The 25,167-nt window shown below is 52.5% G+C and carries 21 protein-coding genes; 8 read left to right on the plus strand and 13 right to left on the minus strand.

Annotated features, from left to right (window positions below; all coding sequences use genetic code 11):
• Nucleotides 1-23 precede the first annotated feature (23 nt).
• The 4 genes from B5F94_RS04220 to B5F94_RS04235 all read left to right on the plus strand — a co-directional run bounded on the left by B5F94_RS04220 (nt 24) and on the right by B5F94_RS04235 (nt 4,506).
• Complete coding sequence (locus B5F94_RS04220; protein WP_087328046.1) at nt 24-407, plus strand: metal-dependent transcriptional regulator; 384 nt, start codon at nt 24-26, stop codon at nt 405-407.
• Between the two features lie 91 nt (nt 408-498).
• Nucleotides 499-2,640 (plus strand): ATP-dependent helicase, encoded by a 2,142-nt coding sequence (locus tag B5F94_RS04225; protein WP_087328050.1) that lies wholly within the window; start codon nt 499-501, stop codon nt 2,638-2,640.
• 157 nt (nt 2,641-2,797) lie between these two features.
• The gene (locus B5F94_RS04230) at nt 2,798-3,037 is read left to right on the plus strand and encodes a hypothetical protein (protein ID WP_087187138.1); all 240 of its coding nucleotides are present in this window, start codon (nt 2,798-2,800) and stop codon (nt 3,035-3,037) included.
• Between the two features lie 71 nt (nt 3,038-3,108).
• Entirely contained in the window at nt 3,109-4,506 is a 1,398-nt protein-coding gene (locus B5F94_RS04235; protein WP_087328054.1) for an MATE family efflux transporter, read from the plus strand.
• Nucleotides 4,507-4,545: 39 nt separating this feature from the next.
• On the opposite strand, the gene B5F94_RS04240 is transcribed toward B5F94_RS04235, so the two are convergent.
• Nucleotides 4,546-5,373 carry a TrmH family RNA methyltransferase gene (locus B5F94_RS04240; RefSeq protein ID WP_087328057.1) on the minus strand — a complete coding sequence of 276 codons (828 nt, stop codon included), beginning with the start codon at nt 5,371-5,373 and terminating at the stop codon, nt 4,546-4,548.
• Between the two features lie 226 nt (nt 5,374-5,599).
• Between B5F94_RS04240 and B5F94_RS04245 the strand changes: the two genes are divergently transcribed.
• Nucleotides 5,600-6,283 carry a zinc ribbon domain-containing protein gene (locus B5F94_RS04245; protein WP_087328060.1) on the plus strand — a complete coding sequence of 228 codons (684 nt, stop codon included), beginning with the start codon at nt 5,600-5,602 and terminating at the stop codon, nt 6,281-6,283.
• 127 nt (nt 6,284-6,410) lie between these two features.
• On the opposite strand, the gene B5F94_RS04250 is transcribed toward B5F94_RS04245, so the two are convergent.
• The 6 genes from B5F94_RS04250 to B5F94_RS04270 all read right to left on the minus strand — a co-directional run bounded on the left by B5F94_RS04250 (nt 6,411) and on the right by B5F94_RS04270 (nt 11,533).
• Nucleotides 6,411-7,760, minus strand: coding sequence for a recombinase family protein (locus B5F94_RS04250; protein WP_242965579.1), 1,350 nt, complete (start codon nt 7,758-7,760; stop codon nt 6,411-6,413).
• Entirely contained in the window at nt 7,682-8,092 is a 411-nt protein-coding gene (locus B5F94_RS16860; RefSeq protein WP_242965581.1) for a recombinase family protein, read from the minus strand. Before B5F94_RS16860 ends, B5F94_RS04250 begins: the two co-directional genes overlap by 79 nt.
• Before the next feature lie 70 nt (nt 8,093-8,162).
• The gene (locus tag B5F94_RS04255) at nt 8,163-8,441 is read right to left on the minus strand and encodes a hypothetical protein (protein WP_087328063.1); all 279 of its coding nucleotides are present in this window, start codon (nt 8,439-8,441) and stop codon (nt 8,163-8,165) included.
• Between the two features lie 49 nt (nt 8,442-8,490).
• Complete coding sequence (locus tag B5F94_RS04260) at nt 8,491-9,837, minus strand: relaxase/mobilization nuclease domain-containing protein (RefSeq protein WP_087328066.1); 1,347 nt, start codon at nt 9,835-9,837, stop codon at nt 8,491-8,493.
• A 3-nt stretch (nt 9,838-9,840) separates the two neighbouring features.
• Nucleotides 9,841-10,152 (minus strand): plasmid mobilization protein, encoded by a 312-nt coding sequence (locus tag B5F94_RS04265; protein WP_087328068.1) that lies wholly within the window; start codon nt 10,150-10,152, stop codon nt 9,841-9,843.
• Nucleotides 10,153-10,462: 310 nt separating this feature from the next.
• Nucleotides 10,463-11,533, minus strand: coding sequence for an AAA family ATPase (locus B5F94_RS04270; RefSeq protein WP_087328071.1), 1,071 nt, complete (start codon nt 11,531-11,533; stop codon nt 10,463-10,465).
• A 149-nt stretch (nt 11,534-11,682) separates the two neighbouring features.
• Between B5F94_RS04270 and B5F94_RS04275 the strand changes: the two genes are divergently transcribed.
• Complete coding sequence (locus tag B5F94_RS04275; protein ID WP_087328074.1) at nt 11,683-12,807, plus strand: DUF6076 domain-containing protein; 1,125 nt, start codon at nt 11,683-11,685, stop codon at nt 12,805-12,807.
• Entirely contained in the window at nt 12,804-13,769 is a 966-nt protein-coding gene (locus B5F94_RS04280) for a sigma-70 family RNA polymerase sigma factor (RefSeq protein WP_087328076.1), read from the plus strand. Before B5F94_RS04275 ends, B5F94_RS04280 begins: the two co-directional genes overlap by 4 nt.
• A 45-nt stretch (nt 13,770-13,814) precedes the next feature.
• Here B5F94_RS04280 and B5F94_RS04285 read toward each other — a convergent pair whose 3' ends face one another.
• From B5F94_RS04285 to B5F94_RS04310, 6 genes are all read right to left on the minus strand, one after another.
• Nucleotides 13,815-14,123 carry a DUF6550 family protein gene (locus B5F94_RS04285; protein ID WP_087328080.1) on the minus strand — a complete coding sequence of 103 codons (309 nt, stop codon included), beginning with the start codon at nt 14,121-14,123 and terminating at the stop codon, nt 13,815-13,817.
• Nucleotides 14,124-14,274: 151 nt separating this feature from the next.
• The gene (locus B5F94_RS04290; protein WP_087328083.1) at nt 14,275-14,595 is read right to left on the minus strand and encodes a DUF6809 family protein; all 321 of its coding nucleotides are present in this window, start codon (nt 14,593-14,595) and stop codon (nt 14,275-14,277) included.
• A 62-nt stretch (nt 14,596-14,657) separates the two neighbouring features.
• Nucleotides 14,658-18,128, minus strand: a complete 3,471-nt coding sequence (locus tag B5F94_RS04295) for a sacsin N-terminal ATP-binding-like domain-containing protein (protein WP_087328085.1) — start codon at nt 18,126-18,128, stop codon at nt 14,658-14,660.
• Nucleotides 18,129-18,131: 3 nt separating this feature from the next.
• Nucleotides 18,132-21,710, minus strand: a complete 3,579-nt coding sequence (locus B5F94_RS04300) for a helicase-related protein (RefSeq protein WP_087328088.1) — start codon at nt 21,708-21,710, stop codon at nt 18,132-18,134.
• A 503-nt stretch (nt 21,711-22,213) separates the two neighbouring features.
• On the minus strand, nt 22,214-22,774 hold the full coding sequence (locus tag B5F94_RS04305) for a TetR/AcrR family transcriptional regulator (protein WP_087328091.1): 561 nt from the start codon (nt 22,772-22,774) through the stop codon (nt 22,214-22,216).
• Between the two features lie 38 nt (nt 22,775-22,812).
• A complete protein-coding gene (locus B5F94_RS04310) occupies nt 22,813-23,265 on the minus strand; it encodes a zinc ribbon domain-containing protein (protein ID WP_158094642.1) in 453 nt (150 codons plus the stop codon).
• A gap of 225 nt (nt 23,266-23,490) precedes the next feature.
• Here B5F94_RS04310 and B5F94_RS04315 point away from each other — a divergent pair, with 225 nt between their 5' ends.
• Nucleotides 23,491-25,128 (plus strand): class I adenylate-forming enzyme family protein, encoded by a 1,638-nt coding sequence (locus B5F94_RS04315; protein WP_087328094.1) that lies wholly within the window; start codon nt 23,491-23,493, stop codon nt 25,126-25,128.
• Nucleotides 25,129-25,167 lie beyond the last annotated feature (39 nt).

Below are 25,167 nucleotides of genomic sequence, written 5' to 3' on the forward strand. Positions count from 1 at the left end.
GTATGGATGGGAAGGAATCTGTCATGAATATCTATGAATCCTCCGAAAACTACCTGGAAGCCATCCTCAGTCTCCGCCAGCGGCACGGTACGGTTCGCTCCATCGACATCGCCAATGAACTTCACTTCTCCAAGCCCAGCGTCAGCGTGGCTATGAAGAAGCTGCGGGAGAGCGGCTATATCGAGATGGACAAGGACGGACTCATCTCCCTCCTCCCCGCCGGAGAGGAGATCGCCAAGCGCATCTACGAGCGGCACCAGCTGCTTACCCAGTTTTTTACCTTCCTGGGTGTCAGCCCTGAGGTAGCCGCCGCCGACGCCTGCAAGATCGAGCACGACCTCAGCGAGGAGACCTTCCAGAAGATCAAGGAGCACGCTCTGGGCAACGGCGGGCTCTCCCAGCCCTGAGTGCCCCCTATCCCCTGTCATTCTGAAAAAATGGCCGCCAATGGCGGCCATTTTTCGTGGGAATCCTTCATCTGCCACAGGAGAAACAAGTATGACCTTTGCCCAATTCAAAAAAACCTACGGCCTGTGCCTGGATAAGCAGCAGGAGGCCGCCGTTCAGGCTGTGGACGGCCCGGTGCTGCTGCTGGCGGTGCCCGGCAGCGGCAAAACCACCGTACTGGTGAGCCGCATCGGCTATCTGGTGCTGGGCCTGGGTATGGACCCTCGGTCCATCCTCACCATGACTTACACCGTCTCCGCCGCCCGGGATATGCGCCAGCGCTTCGCCTCCTTCTTTGGCCCCGAGCTGGCGGAACGGCTGTCCTTCCGCACCATCAACGGGGTATGTTCCTCCATCATCCGCCGGTGCGAACAGCTGGTGGACCAGAAGGCCTTCGATCTGCTGGAGGACACCGGGCGGCAGGCCGCCCTCATCGGGGAGATCTGCCGTAATCTCACCCAGGAATACGCCCCGGAGGCCACCATCAAGGCCATTCAAACTGCCATCACCTATGTAAAAAACCATCTTCCCGGCCAGATCGATCTGAACGACGTTGAGGTGGAGGGGGTGGAATTTCCCGCTGTCTATAAGGCCTACAACCAAGCTCTGCGGCAGCGGCGGCTCATGGACTACGACGATCAGCTGGGCTATGCGTATCAAATTCTGCGCCGCTACCCTCAAATCCTTCAGGAGTGGCAGCGCCGCTACCCCTACCTGTGTGTGGATGAGGCACAGGATACCTCCCAAATCCAGCACGCCATCATCCGCCTGCTGGCGGGGAATCAGGTCCAGCTCTTCATGGTGGGGGATGAGGACCAGAGCATCTATGGCTTCCGAGCCGCCTGTCCCCAGGCTCTCCACGCCTTTGAGAACACCTATCCAGGTGCTCAGGTGCTGCTGCTGGAGCAGAATTACCGCTCCACCCGCGAGATCGTGGCGGCGGCGGACAAATTCATCCGGCTCAACACCCAGCGCCGCCCCAAGACCATGCACGCCGCCGGAGGGGACGGCCCGGCCATCCGGCAGGTAGAGGTGTACGACCGGCAGCGGCAGTATCAGTATCTGGCCAAGGTGGCGGAGAACTGCGATCAGGAGACGGCGGTGCTCTACCGGGACAACGACAGCGCCCTCCCCCTCATGGATCTGCTGGAGCGCTCCGGTACCCCCTATCGCTGCCGCCAGGTGGACAGCGGCTTTTTCACCCACCGGGTGGTGCGGGATGTGACCAACATCATCCGACTGGCCCAGGACCCCTGGAACGGAGAGCTGTTCCTGGACCTATATTACAAGCTGGGGGCGGGCATCAGCCGTGCCGCCGCCCAGGAGGCAGTCAGCCAGTGTTCTCCCACCGGGGAGACCCTGCTGGAATATCTGGCGGGCTGCTCCACCCTCTCTCCCTGGAGCCGCAAGCAGTGTAAAGCTCTTCAGACTCACATGAATAACCTGCTGGAGGAGCGGGCAGACAAGGCGGTATACCGCATCGTCCACTTCATGGGTTACGGGGCCTACCTGGAAGACCGGGGGGCAGACAACAGCAAGCTGCCCATTCTGGAGGCTCTGGGGGCCAACGAGCCCACCCCCGCCGGACTACTTCAGCGGCTGGATGAATTGGAGGAGGTGGTACGCCGGGGCTCAGCCCACCCGGACTGTCCCTTCATTCTGTCCACCATCCACTCCAGCAAAGGCCTGGAGTACGACCGGGTGATTTTAATGGACGTGGCCGATGGACTGCTGCCCAAGCTGCCTCCCACCCCCAAGGAGGACGAAACCGAGGAGGAGATTAACCAGCGGGAGGAGGAGCGGCGGCTCTTTTACGTAGGCATGACCCGCGCCCGCCAGGAGTTGTGGGTCATGACCTTCCGCCGTCCCGAGCTGGCCTCCACTTTTTCTTCCTTTCTCTTTCCGCAGAAAGAACCCCCAAAAAGAAAGGCTCCTGTCCGTAAAAGTCCCGATCCGGCGGTCCTGTCCGCCCAGCTTGCCGCCGCCGCCAAGGACTACATCCCCGGCACCCGGGTGCGCCACGCCCGCTATGGTCCCGGCCTGCTCACCACCCGGGACGGGGACCGGATCACCGTCCGCTTTGACGACGGCACGGTAAAGCCCTTCTCTCTCCCAACCGCCCTGGGCATGGGCCAGTTCACCCTGGAGGGCCACCGGCTGCCGTCGGGAGACTATGGTCAGATTGATGATTGACCGTCCAAAATTCAGGGCGCTATTTTTGTGGAAAACCACCTTTGAATGTCCCCATCCCATAAGTTATAATAAAAATACAACGTGTAGCTATCATCGGCGTAAATCCGGTTGATATCTGCACGTTGTTTCTTTTATACACTGAATGGGAGGAACTTATATGAAACGGATCAAAGCGGCGTGTGTTTGCCAGACCCTGCACTTTCAGCTGAAAGAAGGCGTAGAACACAACTTTGCGGTAGAGTCGGTCCGTCAGGAAGTAGCCTACTACAAAAGGCAGTTGGAGCGGAACGGCACCCAATATAAGATTTTGGAGGAGAATACGCTGCCCGACGGCTCCATCCTGCTGAAGATTATAAAGCAGTACAATCAAAGCCCGGTGGGCGATTATCTGAATTAAGAAAAGCGTGTGGCCAACGGCGTAAATCCAGCACTGGCCACACACTTTCTTTTGTTGGGAGGTCATTTGAAATGGAACAGGAACAGCGCTCCAATTCCTTCCTGGTCACCGACTCCATCAGGTCTTTGATGGCCCGGTACGCCGTGCCCTGCGTCATATCCTTGCTGGTAGCGGCCCTGTACAACATCGTGGACCAGATCTTCATCGCCAACGCGTCCTATCTGGGCTCCTACGGTAACGCCGCCAACACGGTGGTGTTTCCCCTGACGGTGGTAGCCCTGGCCATCGCCGTGCTCATCGGCGACGGCTGCTGTGCTCTGGTTAGCATCTGTCTGGGGGCCGGCGAGCACAAGCGGGCGGGCAGCAGCGTCGGCAACGCCGTGGTACTCAGCCTGGCCGCCGGTCTGATCCTCACCGCCCTCTACCTCCTCTTCCAGGACCCTATCCTCACCATGTTCGGCGGGCGGGTCAACGAGGAGACCTTCCTCCACTCCAGGGAGTATTTCTTCTACATCACCCTGGGCGTACCCTTCTATCTGTTCGGTCAGGCCATGAACCCCATCATCCGCTCCGACGGCAGCCCCCGGTTTGCCATGGCCTCCACCCTGGCGGGAGCGGTGGTCAACCTGATCCTGGACCCGGTGTTCATCTTCGGCTTTCAGTGGGGCATGATGGGAGCCGCCGTGGCTACCGTACTGGGCCAGATCCTCACCGCCGCTCTGTCCGTGTGGTATCTGTGCCATATGAAGGCGGTATCCCTGAACCGAAGCTGCTTCGCCCTCCAGTGGAACGTCATCGCAAAGTTTCTCTCCCTGGGGGTATGCAGCCTGCTGTCCCAGATCTCTCTGGTGGCAGCCATGGCTGCTATTAACAACATGATCCGGCAATACGGTGCCCTGGACCCCATCTTCGGCCAGACCCAGTACGCCCAGATCCCCATGGCAGTGGTTGGTATCGTCATGAAGTTCTTCCAGATCGTCATCTCCATCGCCGTGGGGCTTGCCGCCGGGTGCATCCCCATTGTGGGCTACAACATCGGCGCCGGGCGGAAGGACCGGGCCAGGAACCTCTTTACCCACCTGCTGCTGGCCGAGGCGGCAGTAGGCGCGGTAGCCCTGCTCATTGTGGAGCTCCTCCCCACCCAGCTCATCGCCATCTTCGGTGCCGCCAATGAGAGCAGCTATTACACCGAATTTGCCGTTAAGTCCTTCCGCATCTACCTGTGCATGATGATCCTGGCCTGCGTCAACAAGGGCACCTTCATCTACCTCCAGTCCCTGGGCAAGGCCCTGGCCTCCACTGCCCTCTCCATGATCCGTGAGGTGGTATTCGGCGTGGGCTTCGCCCTGCTGCTTCCCCGCTTTTTCGGCCTGGACGGTGTGCTCTACTCCATGCCGGTATCTGACCTGCTGACTTTTCTCATTGCAGTCGTACTCATCCGGTCCACCTACCGGACCCTCAGGGCCTGAAAAAACGCCTGTGACAAGCGTCACAGGCGTTTTTGATTCTTACCGGGCCCGCAGCTCCCAGAACGCTACGGCACTGGCCGCCGCCACGTTGAGGGAGTCCACCCCGTGGGACATGGGGATACACACGGTGTAGTCGCAGGCGGCGATTGTGTGATCCGACAGGCCGTCCCCCTCGGTACCCAGCACAATGGCCAGCTTGTCCTCCTGCCGCAGGCGAGGATCCTCAATGCTGATGGCGGTATCGCTGAGGGCCATGGCCACTGTCTTAAAGCCCAGAGCATTGAGGCGGCTCAGCCCCGGCTGGGGCCACTGGGAGGGGTCGTCCCCGATGCGGGTCCAGGGGATCTGGAATACGGTGCCCATACTCACACGGGCCGCCCGGCGGTACAGGGGGTCGCAGCAGGTAGGGGTAACCAGCACCGCGTCCATGTGGAGGGCGGCAGCGGAACGGAAGATGGCCCCCACGTTGGTGGAATCCACAATACCCTCCAGCACCGCCACCCGCCGGGCACCTGCGCACAGCTCCTCCACTGTGGGCAGCACCGGCCGCCGCATGGCGCACAGCACACCCCGGGTCACCTCATAGCCGGTGAGACCCTCCAACACTTCCCGGTCGGCGGTGTAGAGGGGCAGGTCACCGCACCGGGCCACCACCTCTTTGGCGGGCCCGTCGATCTTCTTGCGCTCCATCAGCAGAGACAGGGGCTCATACCCGGCGTCCAGGGCCCGCAGGATCACCTTGGGGCTCTCGGCAATAAAGATGCCCTTCTCCGGCTCCAGCCGGTTGCGCAGCTGGGCCTCGGTAAGCCGGGCGTAGCAGTCCAGCTGAGGATCGGAATAGTCGGTGATCTCAATAATGTTGGCCATGGTGTCTCTTCTCCTGCTTTCTCTTCACCCTTCATTCAGAAGGTTGTTCTCTCTTGATACAGAGTTATTTTTTATTATACCGCACCCGCTCGCCTGTGGCAACGCACATTCTTCCGGCACGGTCTTTCTGCAAATCTTCTTCTAGCTATTTACAAAATTCGTCAAAGTGTTTAAAATAAGGATACTCCCATTGGGAGGACTAAGAGAGAGAACAGGAGGTCATATCATGTTCTGTAAGTATTGCGGTCGTCAGATCGCAGACGGCAGTCTGTTTTGCCCTGGCTGTGGAAACCAGTTGAATTCCGCGCAGGAAACACCGCCCCAGGCTGGGGCTTCCTCCTACCAGCAGACTCCCCCCAGCCAGCCCGGCAGTTATCCCAACTACACTCCCACTACGCCCCCGCCTGTCGGCGGCTACCGTCCCAACGGCGGCTACCAGAGTCCCAACAGCGTCTCCACTTTCAATGGTTATCCCATGAAATGGTATAAATTTTTAATTTATTTTGCGCTGTTTGCATCCTGTGTGGGTGGTGTGATTTCCGGTATCCTTTTTATGGCCGGAAAAGCTTATGGAGAAATGTCGGAGATATGGTACTTCTTCTCCAGTGAGTTGCGGATCGTTGATTTGCTTAGCGGAATTGTTATGATCGCGCTGGGTGTAATGGCCATTTTTGTCCGGCAAAAATTGGTTCAGTTTCGGAAAGATGCCCCTTCCTACTTGCTTATATTTTTAAGTATTAGCACCGCACATTCAGCTGCCCGTCTGATTTTGACAGCCGCGTTGGCTGGCGACCTCTTCTTTTCCTCTTCGCTTGCAGGTTCGTATGTATTGGTACTTGTACTCTCCGTATTGATGATTGCACTTAACAACGTCTACTTCAAAAAGCGCGCTTCCCTGTTCGTCAACTGATTTGCACAAAAAAAGCCGGATGGCATGGGGAACCGTTCCATAGGGACAATTTATGAACCTACCCGTATAACTTAATATTTGTTCCTGTGGAGGGAGGCTGTGTTTCGGCACAGCCTCCCTTTTCTGCTCATGCGACCTCATTCGGGATTTCTTCTGACACAGAATCCGCCATACTCTTAGGCAGTTCGTCCACCAGGCCGATGTCACGATAGTAGATGCGTACCTCCTGCGGTGCTGTGCGGGAGTATTTCTCCGCACGCTCACTGACCTCCACTCGCTTGATGAAGATGCGCAGGATCTCAGCAGTCAGCTCCGGGATCTCGCTGTATCGCTTGGCATTCTCAATGAACCGGGCAATATTGGAGCTGGAGTCTTTCAGTTCCTGAAGTCTTCCTTCCATGGCAGGGAGCTGTTCCTGGATCTCTTTCTGCTCGGCGGTGTACTCCTGAGATAGGATGCGATACTGCTCGTCCGGGATGCGTCCAAGTACACTGTCCTCGTAGAGCCGTTTGAACAGCTTCGTCAGCTCGGCCTGGCGCTTCTGCATGGTGTCGATCTTCTTTTGAAGCACCGTGATCTCTTGCTGCGCCTCCTTGCCCTGCTTCTTGCGGATATGCTCCGCAAACCGCAGCTCGTTCTGACGAGCGAAGTGTGTGACACGCCGGATGTCATCCAGCAGGATGGCGCTGAGTTCCTGTTCTCTGATGTAATGCCCAGAGCAAACATCTTTGCCTTTCTTCTTGTAGGTAGAACACATGAAGTTGTTTTTCACCGCATCCATGGTGTGTGCTCGGTGCAGTACCATGGTGCCCCCACAGTCCAGACAGTAGACCAGCCCGGAGAAGATATTCTGCTCCTCCATCTTTGCCGGACGCCTCTTATGCTTGCGGATATCCTGTACGATCTCCCAGGTCTGTTGCGTAACGAGTGCTTCGTGCGTATTCTCAAAGCGCAGTTGCTCAGACTCGGGACGCTCAATGCGCTTTTTGTTCTTGAAGGACAGAGTGGTGGATTTCAGGTTGATGGTGTGACCCAGGTAAGTCTCATCCTCCAGAATGCCAGCGACGGTGTTGGTGGACCAGTTGTATGGCTGGGTGATGTCCACTCCGGTCAGCTCTACTCCGTGCTTCTGATAGTAGGAATATCCAGGCGTGGGAATTTTGTCTTTCTTGAGCTGCTTTGCAATCTGGGCAGGACCTTTTCCAGAAACGCAGAGGTCAAAGATGTACCGCACCACCGGAGCGTTCTCGGGATCAGGCACCATGTGCCGTTTGGGATCTGCCGGGTCCTTCATATACCCATAGCGGGGTCGGGAGGAAACTCTGGCGCCAGTTTCAGCCTTGAGACGAACCACAGAACGTCCCTTCTTGCTGCAGTCTTTGGCATAGAACTCGTTCATCAGATTCCGAAAGGGCGTGAAGTCATTGGTGGACTCGTACAGGCTGTCCACGCCATCGTTGACGGCGATAAAGCGCACACCATAGCTTGTGGGAAGATGAGTTCCGTGTACTGACCTACCTGAAGGTACTCACGGCCCAGTCGGGACATGTCCTTGACGATCAGTGTTTCTACCTGACCGTTTTCCATCAGCTCCATGACCTGCTGCCAGCCTGGGCGGTTGAAGTTCGTTCCAGAGTAACCGTCGTCATACAGGAAGAGGGTGTTGGTGAATCCTTTCTCGGCTGCATACTTCTCCAGCAGAAGTTTTTGATTCTGAATACTGTTCGAGTCATCCGTCTTATTTGTTTTCTGCGTATCCTCTTGACTCAGTCGGCCATAGAGGACGGTATATTTTTCGTTGCTTGCCATTGCTACTCCTTTCCGGGCAAGCCGATACGGTAACAACAAACATACCGTATCTCCTGCCCAATGTCTATCCTCAAAGCGAACCTTTTTCTAAATCACTGTCGATGATTTGGAGCATCTGCTCCGTAGGTGTTTTCGCTTCCTCTGCGGTAGAGAAGATGGAACGGACGAAGAATGTTCGTCCGCCCACGATCATCTCCCGGCGAAGTTCCATACCATGTTCTGTTTCGTGATAAGATGTATCCCGGTAGATTGGTGTGATCATGTTTTCGTTCCGGAGACCAATTGCTCGCTCCGGCACATAACCACCCAGAATACCCGTCTCCATATACACTTCAAATTCACTTTTCATTGAGTTCCTTTCCCCCGAATCTGATTCGGGCAACAAAAATAGCAGACCGTCACATGGTCTGCTGCCAAGTTTGGTCTTCTTCGCAATCGTCCTTGGCATGGCCTTGGGCGATTTTCTTTTGCTGCTTCTTGCGTAGCGTTTTCCTGTCTGTATGCGGGTGCATTGTGGTACTGTCCATCACTGGAGCAACAGACTGAGACTGCTCCAGACGGTATCCAAGCCCCACCACAGCAGAAGCAACGTTGCCGTTACCATCAGCAACACTGCCCATGTAGGCCCATCCAGGAGCGGCAGTCGTAGTCTGGGCAGACTGATGTTGGGCAGAGAAAAACGCTTCTCTTTCTGCTTCCCAGCCTGTTCGCTCATCTGCTCCAGATGCTTCAACGCTTTCAGCAGCTCCTCCATCTGCATCCTGGTCGGGAACTGTACCAGCAGTTCGTTGATTCCCTTCAGATAGGCAGTCTGTCTCTCGGTGAGATACCCCAGCGTATAGAGGTCGCTCTGCAGATTCTCCCATTCCTCTTTTGTGGGATGTACTTTGGGAGGAGGCGTCTGTTCCTGCGCTGGAGGACAGTATAGCGCCTGTGCAGGTCGGTTCCTTTCCAACAACTCGTCCATAGATAATTCCTTCTCTGATCCTGAATTCATATTCCATATTCTCCTTTAGATACTTATCCCCGAACAGCAGGCGGTCACGGCACTGCCAGCCGCTGGGTGTGGTGTAGGTAATATTCCGCCGGGAGGTTTCCCAGCGTACCTTGTAGCCCTCGCTCTCCATCAGCGCAATAAACTCCTCACGGTTAGAGGCGTGGCGCATACAGTCGTTGATGATGTTCATGAGTTGCAGTTTTTTACTCTGGCCACGGGCGGCCGTGTGATACTCGCCGATGGACATCGTCTTGCTCTTCTCTTTCCTGTTCGTGGGGTTGAACACAGGGAGAGAAAACTCCATGCAGACTTGATCGTTGCGCTGCCGCAGTTCTTGGAGTTGCTCCTTTGCGATGTGCAGTTTCTTTCCCGTATCGAAGTTGACGGAGTTGATGAGAAAGTGGGAATGAATGTGTTCCCGGTCTGTGTGGGTGCAGACCAGAACTTCATACCCCTCATAGTACTCAGCCAGCTTCAATGCCGCCGCATGAGCGGTGACCGGATCGACTGCTTCGCCTTTCGGGAAGCTCTGCACCATGTGGTAGAACAGCACGCCGTCGGTTTTGTGATGCAGCCGCTTGGTGGTCATAAAGTCCGCATAGACAGATTCCGGCTGGCAGTTGATGCCTGTAATTAACTTCTGCCCCTCAAACTCAGTTTTCTTATCCTGCATGGTGTACCGCATTACGGCTCCCATACATCCGGTGGTCTGGCCCCGCTTGTAGTTGGTGAAGCTGATAATAGCCATCCCTCACCACCGCTTTCGTTCCAGGATCAACCGAACAGCGGCGCAGAGTTCAGAGAATGCCTGGCGTACGCTGTCCAGATGAATCACCGTGACGCGCCCCATATGCGCCAGGGTGACAAGCTGATTCAGATTTCTGCCGATAGACTTCAGCTCCTTCAGCACTTCTTTCAGTCCATTGACGACCACTACCTGCTTTCCCAGACAGCAGGCCGTCACATAATCGCTCATGGACATCCCGGAGCGTTTCGCCAACTCTTTGATGGCCTCCCGGTCTGCGGATGCCATCCGGGTGCTGAATTTAATATCTTTTTTCATGTCGTTTCCTCCATATTGCAGATAAAGTGGGTCCGGGCTTCTGCCCGGAAATAATGCGGAAGGCGGGCGGCGGCTTTGCCGACGACCAGACAAACGCGATGCTGGCCCTCGTCGGAAGCGACTGCGCATCTGTCGCTTCCGACCGAGGTCAAAAGCTCCCTCGCTCCGTGCTTCCTCCTCTCCCCAGCGAAACCGCTTTGCTGAGTTTCGCCGGGGGCCCCTTTGGAGGTGATTCTCCCGCGCCGAACACCCGTACTCCTCCTTTGTCCACAAACGGCCCAACACGGCGTTTCTTTTGTCTTGCGGGAGTTTACTCGCCGCACCTGTAAACCGCCCGCAAATCGCCGCACAGCGCCCCGGCAGGGTCAACAGGGTCGACCGCCGGGACACCCTGGGCATCGTCACTTTCGGCACGGTGCAGCTCAATGAGCCGCCTTCCGTTGCTGCGGCGCACCACAGCGGAAATGCCGATTTTCCTTAGTGCGTCAAGGTTTTGCAGGATCTGTCGGGATACTTTCTTGGGTGACATGCGCTCCACCCCCACAGGGTCGATCCGTTCAGACAGCTCCGTGGGAGTGCCGATAAATTCGGTTCGGTCACGCATCAGTTCGGAGAGGAGATAAACGATGCGGTCGCCCAGCAGCTCCGGCTGTGTCTGACTGTCTGCAACCAGCTCCCACACATTTTCACCGTTGCGCTCCAGCATCAGCTCCCGGTATTCAATGTCGCGGCCGACGCAGGAGAGCTTCGCTCTACCGCTGCCCCGACGTTCCTCCACCAGCGTGAAGCTGGAATCCACCGCACCGCTGATGGCGGTGGTACCGGAGATGCGGTTGAATACATCGTCGGCGGATTCCTTGCGCAGATGATGGATCAGCAGGATGGCGATGCCGTGGGCATCCGCGATCTGTTTCAGAGCAGAGAGGTCACGGTAGTCGTTGGCGTAGGTAGCGTCGCGTACTGGGCGTACCATCTGCAGCGTGTCGATGATGACCAGTACCGTGTCAGGGTGTTCGTCAAGGAAGGTGCGGAGCTGCTCCTCCAACCCTTTGCCCAGAATGTCGCTCTGGGTGGTGAAGTGAACATTGGCGGGGGCATCCTCCGTGATTTCGAACAGCCGGTTCTGAATGCGGAGGGTGGAGTCCTCCAGGCAGAGATAGAGGGTGGTGCCTTGCTTCACGGACATCCCCCAGACGGGTTCGCCCTTGGCCACCATGACGGACAGCCACAGGGCCAGCCAGGATTTTCCCACCTTGGGAGAGCCGGCAAGGATGTGCAGTCCCTGTGACAGCAGCGTATCCACCACGAAGTTGAGCGGCGTCAGCGGCAGGCTCATCAGGCTCTCGCCGTCGATGGTTTGCAGTCGTTTTGTTTTACTCATCAGGATCATCTCCTTGTAAAAAGATAAGGACAGAGACCACGCTCACACCGTGGCTCTTGTCCTTTCACTTGATTATTGGGGGGATTTTGATAAAATGAGAATATCGCAAGACAGGCCGAAAACAGATATAGGACAGAGGAGGTGGCCCTATGCCACTGGGGATCAGGCAGAACAACAATTTCCTGCACCTGACAATGGATGTCTGGCAGGATCAGATCTTTTTCAACGAGACCCTCTACCCGGCCGGCCACTTTGCCTCCGAACTGTTGAATGTTCCCGAGGAGACCATACGGGAACTGGTCACCCACGGCGGTGCCATTAGCCATCAGGTAGAGGCCCTGGCTTTGGCCGGGCGAGATGAATTTATCAACCTGCTGGACGGGACCCGCGCCTCTCTGGAGAAGCTGCTGGATGCCCTGTGGCATTGTCCACCGTACAACCTCATGGACAAAGGGCAGGAGCAGCACACATTGGAGGTGATGTTTTCCCCGGCATCCCACAACGACCTGCTGAAGCCGGCTTCGCCTGCTCGGGAATTTTTCTTCCGTTATCTGGTCGCTGCTTTCAGCATCCCCCTGGGCATCCAGCACTTTACCGTGGCGGCTCGATATTTTGAGGAGGGCTATCTGCGGCGGCTGAAGAAACGGACAGAGACCTTCTTTGCCATGGCCGCCCACGACTGTTTCAACAGTGAATGGTTCTGGGATATGATGCGTGATTTGCCGGTACCGGATGTTGAGCCATTCACCATCACGCCGGATCTGAGATCCTCCTATGTCTTTACCCGACACCCGAAACAGGAAAAGGAAACCGTATTTGTGAATCGGTATTTCTTTGACCATGCCATCAGCTTCTACATCTTTGACCTTATGAACGGACTGCAGCACGGACATGCGCCCAGCCAGTGCTGTGGCTGCGGAACATACTTTCTCACCACCAACGGCCACATGCCGAAATACTGTGATGGCATTGCCCCCCAGGATCCCCGCATGACCTGCCGGCAGTACGGCGCCATGATGCGGCAGAAGGAGCAAAATAAACAGCACCCTGTCTACCGTCTGTTCACCACCCGCACCAACACCATCCGCAAGCACCACCAGAGAGGAAAGATCTCCGACGAGCTGCGCAATGAAGCGTTGTATGTGGCGGAGAGCCTGCGGGATAAGGCACTCATGGACAACGACTATGCCGCCAGCGACTATGCACACGACATGGAGCAGAAAGCGATTTACGCCCAGGCGAGAGCGCGCCTTGCCCGGGAGGATGGGCCATGAGTATGTACCGCTGCGACGATCTCTGCCCAAGCAACGAGGAGCTTGCCCTGCGGATACAGGACGGTGATCCGCAGGCCGCGCCGCTCCTGCTCTCCCAGAACGAGGGATATCTGACCATGCTGGCCGCAAGCTACTGCGAGCAATTTTCTCAGGATTTTCTGGTGGACGACCTCAAGCAGGAGGGGGCGCTGGCACTGCTGGATGCATCGACGCGGTTTGATCCCTCCTATGGAACAAAGCTGCTGACCTATGCAACCCCCGCCATTGAGACAGCCATGCGGGACTGCGCCGCCCAAGGTTCTTTTTCTCTGTCGCTCCCGCTGGACCGTTACCGCCAGCTGCGCCAGGTGGCGTTTCTCTATGCCACGCATGAGTGGGACATAGAAACAGATCTTCTGCCGGCCATTCAAGAGAAGCTGACGGTCTCCGCCAAAGTCGCCAGGCGTCTGCTGGAAGAATACCGTACCGTGTTTCAGGTCGAGTGTTTGGGCGAGGGCGTCTTTGACCTGGGGTATGGCGGCGACCCAGCCAAAGCCTATGACCGCTTCATGCGCCAGACGCTGCTCCTCCAGCGCATGGAGGAGGTTCTGAGCCCCAGAGAGCTAAATCTGGTGCGCTGTTATCTGGGGATTGGCCAGCCTAATGAGCAGGGCATGACTTTTCAGGAACTGGCCATCCGGCTCAACTACAACGGCCCCAGTGGTGCGGAGAAGGCGTATAAGAGTGCCATTCGGAAACTGAGGAAGCAGTTGAACGGCGGCACTTACGGCCAGTGGCTCTTCATCCAGAAAGCCATTCACAGGGCCAGAGCGGAGGCAGAGGCTGATTCCGGTTACTATGTGCCGCCGCAGACCACCTGGCTGGGCGAAAAAGAACTGGCAGAGCGGTTTCTCTGTGAAGTTGTTTCGCTGATCCACGTCCATGAGATCTTCAGCGACGCATTGGAGAAGGAAACAGAATAAGCAGTGCGGCACCAGGCTTTGTCTTGATACCGCACTGCTTTTCATTTATCCCATAATCCCAATTTTATTACCGTTCTCGTACATATCCTCGGCGTATTCCGCATGGTTGGGGCCTTGACTTTCTATCCAGCCGAAGCCCGGCACATAGACCATGTTGTCCGGTACGCTGTCAGGTGAAGCCAGGGCAGGTTCTGGTTCTTGTGGGGGTGTGGCATCCTGTTCAGGTGGGACTGGTACTTCACTCGCTGGGGGCGTTTGAGCAGGCGATGGCTCCGGGACAATGTCAGCTTCCTCGACCAGTTCCGGCAGTGTTTCTTCCGCCTTTTCATCCTCTGGTGATATAACTTCTTCCATCTCTGCTATCTCCGGAACTTCGGGCTGTGTGGCGATTACAGCGGCTGGCGTGGGCAATGCAGGTGTTTCCCCAGCTGGTTGGTTCTGTTGCCACACAGCGGCACACAGGGCAGACAGGCGGCGAACACTGCGGCAGTGATGATTTGTTTCTTCATGTTGCTTCCTCCTCGCCAGACATGGAAAGAGCGCCCGATCTCTTCGCCGTACAGCGAGAGACTGAGCGCTCTTTTTCAAATTGATTCAGTTCCATGAAGAGCTGCCACGCCAGCTCAAATCCAGAGATAAAGCTGTCCATGGAGCGTTCCTCCGCCATCAGACTCTGTGCATCCATAATTCGCAGCACCAGCCGCCGTTCCGGCTTCTCCAGTACTTTGATCAGTGCTTGGTGGCACTCTTCCACTTCCTGCTTTTGCTCCGAAAACTCGGGTGGGGTATAGAAGCAGTCGTACAAGTCCTTGAGTCGTGTTTTCATGTGTTGCACCTCCTGGTAGCAACACACAATACCACAGAAGAAGGGAAATAGCTACTGAGAGTTTACTCAATCACCTCCAATAGTTTTTGTTTCAAGCAGGACTCTAACAAATATTTGACTGGCACACCAGCTTTAGGACCATCATCAAATATGATAGAAATGTAAGTGCCGTCACAACTGTTGACCGTTCCGATATATGGGATGGATTTATGTTTAACTCTTTTCCCGACATATTGATCATACACTCTCGTAGCTCGTTCGTTTTCATCTGATAGTTTCATCATGCAACCACTCAGATTATTGGTTTTGCTACTCTCAGCCTGTGCTTTTAATGTGCGAAGTTCTCTAATTTCAGCAATATGCGTTTGTGTAAACCATATTTCTTCACAGCCAACTCCAATGGAGACCGGATTAGATGAGCCAATTTCTCTATCTGAAAGCCCATCGATTTTATCAATAAACAATTGAACCTCGCATCCATCGTTTCTCAGCGCAGTATACTTGGCGGCACAATTAGGACATAAGCAGAGATTCATGGGATCCAACTCAAGCGTTGGATTATTTATGATTTGTGTGGACTTAAAGTCACCAGTGATGCGGTGACACATTTGGCATGCATATGTATAAGTGCCTTCAATCCTATACATATTCATTAAATATGCGCGGACTTCCTGCTCTTTTTTACTTACACGAATACGACGTACTTTATACTCGTAGTTCACAGGATCCGCAAAGCAGAGCATCTCGGCGGCGTGCTTTTTAAGTGCATCCCAGTTCTTAACATTGGATGACGGAAAATCATATTCGTCCGTTTCATCTGAAAAAGCGCCACTCGCATTTGCACCATAGTTTTCTTCCAAATCAGAAATCGATATACCGAATCTTTGCCGCAATTCAAGTTCAAAGTACGCTTCCTTCTTTTCATCAGAAAGATTATCGTATTCTTTGGCAAAGTCTTCAAGACGGTCTTTGGCATTCTTTTTAAAACCTAAGTATTCGTATAATTTGGAATCATATTTTAACTGGCCATAAATATTCGCATTCAAGTCGTGTTTAGAAATATCTTTCTGTGCAACAAGTTCGCCAGATGCAGCATATAACCATCGCCCATCCCATTTAGATAATCCCAACTTTGAAGCGGCATGGTAAGCGGGGAACCAAGTAGAACTTGTGGAACAGTTACAGCCGCCGGTCAATAGTGTAATAATGTCAGAGAAAGCGGGACTAATATTGGAGGTAGTACCACCAATATAAACTGTTCCAGTCAGACTTTTTTCTTGATCCTGAAGTGTTTTGAAAATTGCATGAGACTTCAATAGTGAATCGCTTTCTGCTGGATGCGTCGAAATATACATTAACACTTCGCTAACCATGTCCAGATTGAGCTTCCACTTGAAATCGCCGTAGGTATGCCATTCAGGTTGACGTCCTGGATTTCCGGTATAATAGGTTCCTCCGACCCTCCCAGTACCTGTGACGATAGTATTCGAAACACCAAGCAATTCCAGATTTTCGATGGTTATACCATTTTGTGTATAGTAATCCACATCAACAAAATACCGTTCAGCAATATTCTTATAATACCCTTCTATACTAATACCAGATGCCTTGGGAAGTAACATTTTAGTTTTTCTTGGGTTTACAAAACTTGGTTTCCCGCCTAAATAACAATGTAGAAGAATCGTATTTTGGATAATGTTTGAAATCTCTTCCTGATAGCCCGGAACATTTCGATAACTAATGAGAGTTTTTATATCATCAATGTGTTTCGAATCCGTAATGCTGCAGCCATCAACATATCGCTTTCTAATGCTTTTTAAGAAGTATTCATACTCATTAGGCTTTTCGAGATGGAGCGTGTCATCAAAGAAACTTTTGCACTGCTTATAAATCTCGCTATCAACAAAATGCACTTCGATATCATCCGAGTCTTTACCAGTGGGTAAGAATATATTCGGCAAATATCCAATACCAAATCCTGCACTTTTACGGTAAGCCGGCACAAAATCTCCCGTTGCAGTTTTGATAAACGCTGCAGTCAGCATGTTGGATCCCTGACGATTCTTTACGAATGCTGCCGGGATGGATTCGTACAGACTATACATTCGGATGAGCCATTGGTTATCTCGCCGCTTGAGAAACTCGGTATTTTCATTAAAATAACTCCTAAGATTTTCAGGACGTATAACATCAATGTCCAAGTCACTTGTTAGAAATTCATAAAGCTTTTTATAAGGCTTATTAGTTTCTGTAAGTATCGTCGGCAGCCAATAGTAGGCTTTATCATCGTTAATAAGTTCTGTAAGAAGGTAGTCATCGAGTAGATCTGCTAATTCCTGACTTCGAGCAATTTTGGCGTGTTCCGCTGTGGTAAATCCACCGCTTTTGCAAGGAAGTACCGCCTTATTTGTTAACAGAGCTTTTGTCGACCTGTAGAGTGAAGAAAATAGGGGGTAGTTTTCAAACCTGTCTTTATCGATAGGAAGGAGTCTTAACAAGCTAAAAGAGAGTTTCCCAGCTTCTTTCAACTCGAGGATACTATCGTACAACAGTTTAGCAGTCAATTCTGCCAATTCAATGTTATCCTTGTTGTCACTGGGGACGCTGCTTCGATTTGGGGTTGTCCGGTATGGTCCTTGCGCGATAAAGTCCAGTTTGCTTTCTGTTTCAGTTGGGAAATATACTGAAATAAAGGGATGCCTGGTTTTTGTAAATGAATATTTGCCGTCCTCTTCTACCATTACAGGAAAAGCTATGTCTACCGTTCTATTTGGCAGTTCTGATTCAATAGGACGTGAGAATTTCAAATACGATATGCTTTCTTCTGACTTATCTTTTTCACCAAGTGCTGAAACAAGTGAACAGTGGTCATTAATTGTTTGCTTATCAAGCAAATAGCAGCCACTTATGGTGTTTTCACCAGTTTTAATCTGATACTCGATGGTTTCAAGGTTCTTCATAAAAAGCAAGGTGGTAATTCCCAAAGCTTGCAGTCGTTTTGATAGTGCGGCATTTAATGCATCGAGTGTATCAAACCCTGAAAATGTAAATCCTATTTCATAAGGAAACTCAAACATGGTAGTATAAGCTGACTCTATGACCTTATTAGGAATATCTACCGGCCTGGTAAAGTCCTGAATTTCCACAGCAAATGGTATATATATTGATTTGTTGGAGCCAGTATAGTTTTCGGGGGAACTATACAAACGCACCTTCTCGCAGATTCCAAATACTGATTTAAAGCCAACACCAAATTCACCAATTTGATTTAGGTCATCTACCTTGTCAGACTTTCCAATATCACATAAGCCCTGAAGATTTTTCTCCGTAAACGGTTTCCCGTCGTGTAAAACAACAAGTTGCTTCGGATATTGAATAAACTTAATGCTATGGGCACCTGCATCTTCCGCGTTTTGCAATAGCTCATATACAAAATGGGATTTATCTGTATATAACTGAATAATGCGTTCAAGCGCCCGTCGCAGCATTCCATCCTTATTCTGTTTTTCAAGAATTTTCTCTGCTATTTCCATGGTTTACTCCTGTTTGATTACTACGATACCATTAGCAATCAATGTGCTGTAAATATCAGCACGCTCGGCTTGTTGCATGATATCGTTATATTTTTTCTCAAACCATTCGGTTGCGCTATCCAGTTGAGTTTGACGCATCCTTCGAATATTATCCTCGAATGCATCTCCGATTTGCTGTTCCAGGATCCTTTTGCGGCTACGATAGTTGCTCTCAATGCTTTCGAGCTTATATTGCGCAGTCATTTTTGCATCCGCTGAGTGATCTGCCCGGGCTGAACGAAGCATGAGAGCTTGCTTGGTCTCAAGCCCAGACCACATATCAGAAGATACCTTTCCTTCGAAATTTACCCCTTGAGCAGTCTGAAGAATATCTGTCATCTCCGCAGTTATTTCTTCACTATCGCAGACTGTGGCAATATGGAAATGGGGATTAAGACCAGTATAATTCCATGCGTAAATAGAAAATACATAAGTGCCAGTTGGGATGTGGTCTGAATAATATTTGAGACTGATATACGATACCTCATTCGTCGCATAATACATTGCAGCCTGTTTAACCAACGGATGTACTGCCGTAATGAAAAATGCATTACGATCCTTCTCCGCTGCTTCTGGCTCAAAAGTTATACTGTGATTCGGATTTTTGCCCTTTAGATAAAGTTCCCATTTGCGCTTCAGCGCAGATCGGATACCTGACAGCTTTCTGAAATCTTCCAAAAGGATACCTCTGTCAACTACGGAGAGACGGAGGGTTTTAGTATCGCTTTCGCCAAAAATATAATTTACCTTTCCAAGGCGCTCCTTTAAATAATGCTCCACTAAATATTGCAGGCTTCGAGGGGATATCCAAGGATTTTCAGCTTCCTGAATCTCTTTAGCCATAGTGTAATTTGACAGATCAAAGCCAAACAGGGCTTTTTCCTCGTCCTCGAGTTTACTCATTTCCTGCATCTTACGAATTTCATTGTCTGCCATCTGCTCCAGTTTATAGCGGCGTTCCTGATCTGTCAGTTTGCCATCTGCGGCGATTTGCTCGACCTGTCGCCCAATTTCACCGAGGATCTCTTCACATTCACCAATGCTTTGTTCAAAAACGCCGATACGGAGCAGGCAACGGTTGTAAATATCTGCATCAACAGTTCCTGCAGTGATCACATTATAAATATTCACAACCTCACTGGCCTGTCCTCTACGGTCGATGCGGCCAATACGCTGTTCAATGCGCATAGGGTTCCAAGGAAGATCATAGTTGATCATCATATCACAGAACTGATAGTCGAGGCCTTCAGAGCCAACTTCGGTGAACAGCAGAATGTCCAAAGCAGAAGGATCGCTCTTGGGAAGCTCGAATCGATTCCTGTATTCGCATCTGACATCATCTTTAACACTGCCATCAACTTGTTCCACGCGTAAACCAGCCGCCGCCAGTTTTTTCTTTACATAGGAAAGTGTATAGCGGAATGTGCTGAACAGGATAATTTTATTGTTCTCCAGTTCCTGCTTTTGCTGGATGATAGAAAGGATGCTATCAAACTTTGGGTCTTCTTCTGGAAGATTATCGGCCAGTTCTAAAACATGGGTAGCAAGACTTTCAAGAGAAGTCGCAGCTTGTCCACTGAATTCAAAATTATCAATATCAATTTCTGGGTCATCGTTTATTTGCGCAAAACGTCTATCAATGAGATCCCTAATGTGGGGTGCCAGGCCAAAAATACAACTTGCCGCCTGGCGGCGAATTGTACTCATCATAAACGGGACACTGCGAACGTTGTGCAGAGTAGAGAGAGCAGTTCGCTCAAAGGCCAGGAGTTCGTCATGCAATGCCTGTTGTTCCGTTGTAAACTCAGTTTCCAAGGTATGAGTACGGCGAATGCAGAAATCCTGAATGTCTTTACGCCTTGTTCGATTAAGCATCGTGTTGAAACTATGCAAAGACTCAATATCCGTAATTAGCTTGATACGTTCTTCTCTGGAGACTTCCGGCTGGCGAAGTTTTTCAAGAATCAATTCATACAGAGGGTTTTTTGCAGTGACATTTTCACCCCATTGTGTTGTTAAAATGCCCTGTAACAGTTCAAGCGCATTTGCCTGCCAATCATCATCCGCCCTGCGTACAACATGGGCACATTGCGAAATATAGGCATTGGGCTTTGACATCAAATTAAAAGTCGCCTTGTCCAATACTACATCAGGCCGGAGAAGGTTAAGGAGAGTAAACAAATCATCGTCGCCGGTTTGTAGTGGGGTGGCCGTAAGCATGACAACAGCATCTGCATGATCACAGATGTATTTTACACACTTATACGCGAAAGCTTTTTCTTTTTCCATGCTACCGTTGCGAATATGATGGGCCTCATCAATGATGACTAAATCAAAATGTGGAGCAGGATCTAAATCCGTTAGACCATAGTTTTTACTTTTCATTCCACTTTCGCCGCTGTAAACACGGTTATCCAGAATAGAATATGGAACTATGGTTTTATTGTATCGACTTGGCCACTCTCCATCGCGATCTGTATCGGAGAGAATTTGACGAAGTGTAGCACCATCAAGTGGAATAAAATCTTCGTCAAAGCGTTTCATTTCAAGCTCCCATTTTCGCTCTGTAACAAGCGGTTTAGGGCAGATGATCATGATGTTTTCGAGTTCATTTCTGGCCTCAAGTTCCTTAATGATAAGTCCTGCTTCAATTGTTTTACCTACGCCGACGCTATCTGCGATCAATATTCTGGGTTCATCGGATTTAATCAACTTCAATGCGGGACGGAACTGGTATGGGACAAAATCAATTCTGGCAGAATTCAAGGAATATAGATTCCCGGCAGAAGGATGATTGATCTGATATGCAGAGAGATAGCTTTGGAAGGTTTCAATACTTACCCAATGATACGACGGTGTATCGTTGACAAGTGCTATCTGATCCGAATAGTAAGTCTTGATCTCGCCATCAATGAATACCTGATAGCGCTTAATTTCTCCCAAATCTTCAACAGAAAAGACCAAGCCGCGTGCAGAAGGATTACCAACCAGGTACACCAAACTTTTTTCCGAAATGTTCTGAGATCTGGCTGATGTCGTTTCAACAGCAGGCACAAAGTCAACTGCTCTTGATGTTTTATTAATGTATCCGGGACTTTCTACTGCTTTCCGAAGCTCCGCAACATCCGACAAAATATCATGTGCCATATTGAGTTGTTCGAAAAAGCGTTGCAAAATATCAAGGTCACGAATGATGGAATCCTTGCCGGGTAACTCGCTACCGACATGTGCCCAATTGTTGCGGACGCCCTGCATATCACGGATGCATTCTCGTTCCTTCGTAGGGAGATACGCAAAACTGCGCATCTCATACCATGCCTTATCGGCAATCCTGAGAAGCGCAGCTAAATCAAAATCTGTCAGTTTAGTAAAGCCCTTTTGGGCAGCAAAAGTCCGCTGGTTATAACTGAGCTTCTGCAGAACGCACTCATCCCACCAGTTTTCAGTTACTTTAGGCAACATATCGTTAAGCCACTCGGCAAGTGCTCCAGTAGCTTGATGCAGGTATTCATTCATTGAACTTACTATGTATCTATCGTCCATTGTGCACCTCAATTAAGTAGTTAAACTTTACCTGTTGTGGAAAGTAGGCTCTGTATTTTACAAAATTTCTTATGTTGATTTTCCTTGTCGGATCATTTCCTATCTATGTGCGATTCGGTAACTTTCTGACTATTGACCTAAAACCACCATATCGCAAGAGCTGTACCATAAAACGGATAATAAAACATCTTGGGATGCTATGTTGTTTATAAGATTACTACAAAATGAGACGAATTTCAACAAGGCGAATAAGCCAAGCTAAAAACTATATCCTCTCCTATCAATAACGGAACACATGGGGAGATACATACGGCTGGAAAATTATTACTGTCGTTATAAGTAACCCACACACTTTAGTGAAAGAGGAGATGCTGAAACAGCCGCAAGTCATCAAAATCGATGACTTGCGGCTGTTTTAGTTGATTTGTTCCGTACCGGTAGTGCCCCTGGGGGTTCAGTTCGTTTCCCTATGAGATGGAGCACTGGCCATCCGGCTTTTTTCTTTAATAGAGTACCCGGCGGACCACCGCCAGCAGGGGTTCGCAATCCTCCTCCCCCCGCAGCAGGGCAGTAATCAGCATGGAAAACACCAGTTCCACAAATCCCTCCGGGGTCAGGCGGCTGTCAAACACCGACTGGTTGACCTGTCCGTCCTCCCGGAGTACCTGGCACAGTGCATCCCGCAGCTGGCCCTGGATCCGTTCCATCATCCGCCGGCCTTCCACCTTGCCTTCCCCGGTGGTAAAGCCCATGGCATGGAGGGTAAGAAATCCCTGATAACGGCGGTTTCCCTCCTGTATACTGTCATGCAGCCACTGGATTACCTTGCAAAAACGCTCCTCCCCCGTCAGATCCTCCGGTACATGGAAAAGTTCCTGCCATACGCTCTCCACCGTGGCCGCCACCAGCTCTGTCTTGGAGGGAAAATAGTTGTACAGCGATCCCACGGACACACCACAGCGTACCGCTACCGAGCGCATATGGATGGCGGACCACCCCTTCTCCTGAAGCATCAGGCGGCTGGCCTCCAGGATCTCGTCCCGGGAAATCACCGCATTCCGCATCAGACTCACCTCTCTCTTTGATCACCGGTCCGGCGGCATTACTCCAGCCGTGTCCCACAGGTGGCGCAGAACAGGCTGTCCCCATCTACCGGGCTGCCGCACTTGGGACATACCCGTCCGCTTTCGGCGGCAGGCGGCTCCATCTTGGCACCGCAGCCGCCGCAGAAGGCAGAATCCGGTCCCACCTCTGCCCCGCACTCCGGGCAGATGCGGATGCCCTTGATCTGACGGATCTGGGCCTGATACTGGGCAATCTGGGCATAGGCGGCCCGGATTCCTTCAATTTGAGCGGCATATTCATAGTCCGGGTCGTTCTGGTGCCGGTCATAGCAGGCCTGCCCCAGCTCCCGCAGCAGGGCTGCTGCCTGCCGCTCCTGCTCGGCAATGGCTCCGTTGAGCCGGGTCACCTCCGTAAAGTTCTTGGTGTGCTTGGCCACTCCCTGCCCTGCATCGGACAGCCGCTTGCCGATCCCATCCAAAAACTGAGACATACTCATGCTCCTTTCTCCCCACCTCCAGGTGGGGCCTGGATTTGATTTCCCTCACAATATAACATAGCCGCCCCTCTTTTTCAACCGGAGCAAACTGTCCTGTTCCCTCTTGACTTTTTCGCTTTAAAGCAGTAAAATACACAACGATACAATTTCCAGTTGGAAAAACATCCGCCTCCCCTCCCCCGCTGTGCGGAACCGGGAGGCGCAAAGGAGTCAGCTGTCATGGTTATCACAGACTTTCTGGAGCGCAACGCCCGGCTGTACCGGGACGAGCCCGCCCTGGTGGAGATCAACCCCTCGGAGGAGCGGGACAAGGCCACCACCTGGCGGGAGTTCAGCCTCATCGAGCGCAACCGTCCCGACGAGCCCTACCGCCGGGAGATCACCTGGGGCCAGTTTGACAAGAAGGCCAACCGTTTTGCCAACCTGCTGCTCAGCCGGGGACTGAAGCGGGGCACCAAAGTGGGCATCCTGCTGATGAACTGCCTAGAGTGGCTGCCGGTGTATTTCGGCATCCTGAAGGCGGGCTGTCTGGCCGTTCCTATGAACTTCCGCTATTCCTCCGACGAGATCCGCTACTGTCTGGATCTGGCCGATGTGGAGGCGCTGGTGTTCGGCCCTGAGTTCATCGACCGGCTGGAGCCCATCCTTCCCGACCTGGGCCGGGTGCGCCAGTGGTTCTATGTGGGCAACCACACCCCCGCCTTCGCTGAGAGTTATCGGGAGCTTGTCATGTACTGCACCATTGAGCCCCCTCCGGTCCATCTGGAGCTGAGCGATCTGGCGGCCATCTACTTCTCCTCGGGTACCACCGGCTTCCCCAAGGCCATTCTACATAATCACAAGGCCCTGCTCTCCTCCTGCCTCACCGAGCAGCACCACCACGGCCAGACCCATGAGGACGTATTCCTATGCATTCCGCCCCTGTACCACACCGGCGCCAAGATGCACTGGTTCGGCTCCCTGGCCAGCGGCGGCAAGGCGGTATTGCTGCGAGGGGTGTCCCCGGAGTGGATCCTCCGAACGGTCACCGAGGAAAAGTGTACCATCGTGTGGCTGCTGGTACCCTGGGCCCAGGACATCCTGGATGCCATCGACAGCGGCCGGGTCAATCTGGACGACTACCTGCTGGACCAGTGGCGACTCATGCACATCGGCGCTCAGCCGGTACCGCCCAGCCTGATCCACCGGTGGAAGAAGTTCTTCCCCCACCACCAGTACGACACCAACTACGGTCTGTCCGAGTCCATCGGTCCCGGCTGCGTCCATCTGGGGGTGGAGAACATCGGCAAGGTGGGCGCCATCGGCAAGCCGGGCTATCTGTGGGCCGCCAAGGTGGTGGACGAGCACGGTGTGGAGGTGCCCCAGGGCCAGGTGGGCGAACTCATCGTCTGCGGCCCCGGCGTGATGCAGTGCTACTACAAGAACCCGGAGGCTACCGCTGAGGTCCTCAAGGGGGACTGGCTGTACACCGGCGACATGGCCGAGGTGGATGAGGACGGCTTTATCTATCTGGTGGACCGGAAGAAAGACGTGGTCATCTCCGGCGGCGAGAACCTGTACCCGGTGCAGATCGAGGACTTCCTGCGGAAGTTCGACAAGCTGAAGGACGTGGCGGTCATCGGCCTGCCCGATCCCCGGCTGGGCGAGATCGCCGCCGCCATTGTGGAGGTGAAGGAGGGTGTCTCCTGCACCGAAGAGGAGATCAACGCTTTCTGTCAGGAGCTGCCCCGGTACAAGCGGCCCCGGAAGATCATCTTCGACCATGTGCCCCGCAACCCCACCGGCAAGATCGAAAAGCCGGTGCTGCGTGAGAAATACTGCCACGGCCGTCTGGTGGAGGCTCAGATCTCCAACTGATCCAGCCTGCCGGGCAGCAAGGAGTGTTCCCCTGTGACC

The organism is Flavonifractor sp. An4 (assembly GCF_002161755.1).
In the GTDB taxonomy this organism is placed as follows: domain Bacteria; phylum Bacillota; class Clostridia; order Oscillospirales; family Oscillospiraceae; genus Flavonifractor; species Flavonifractor avicola.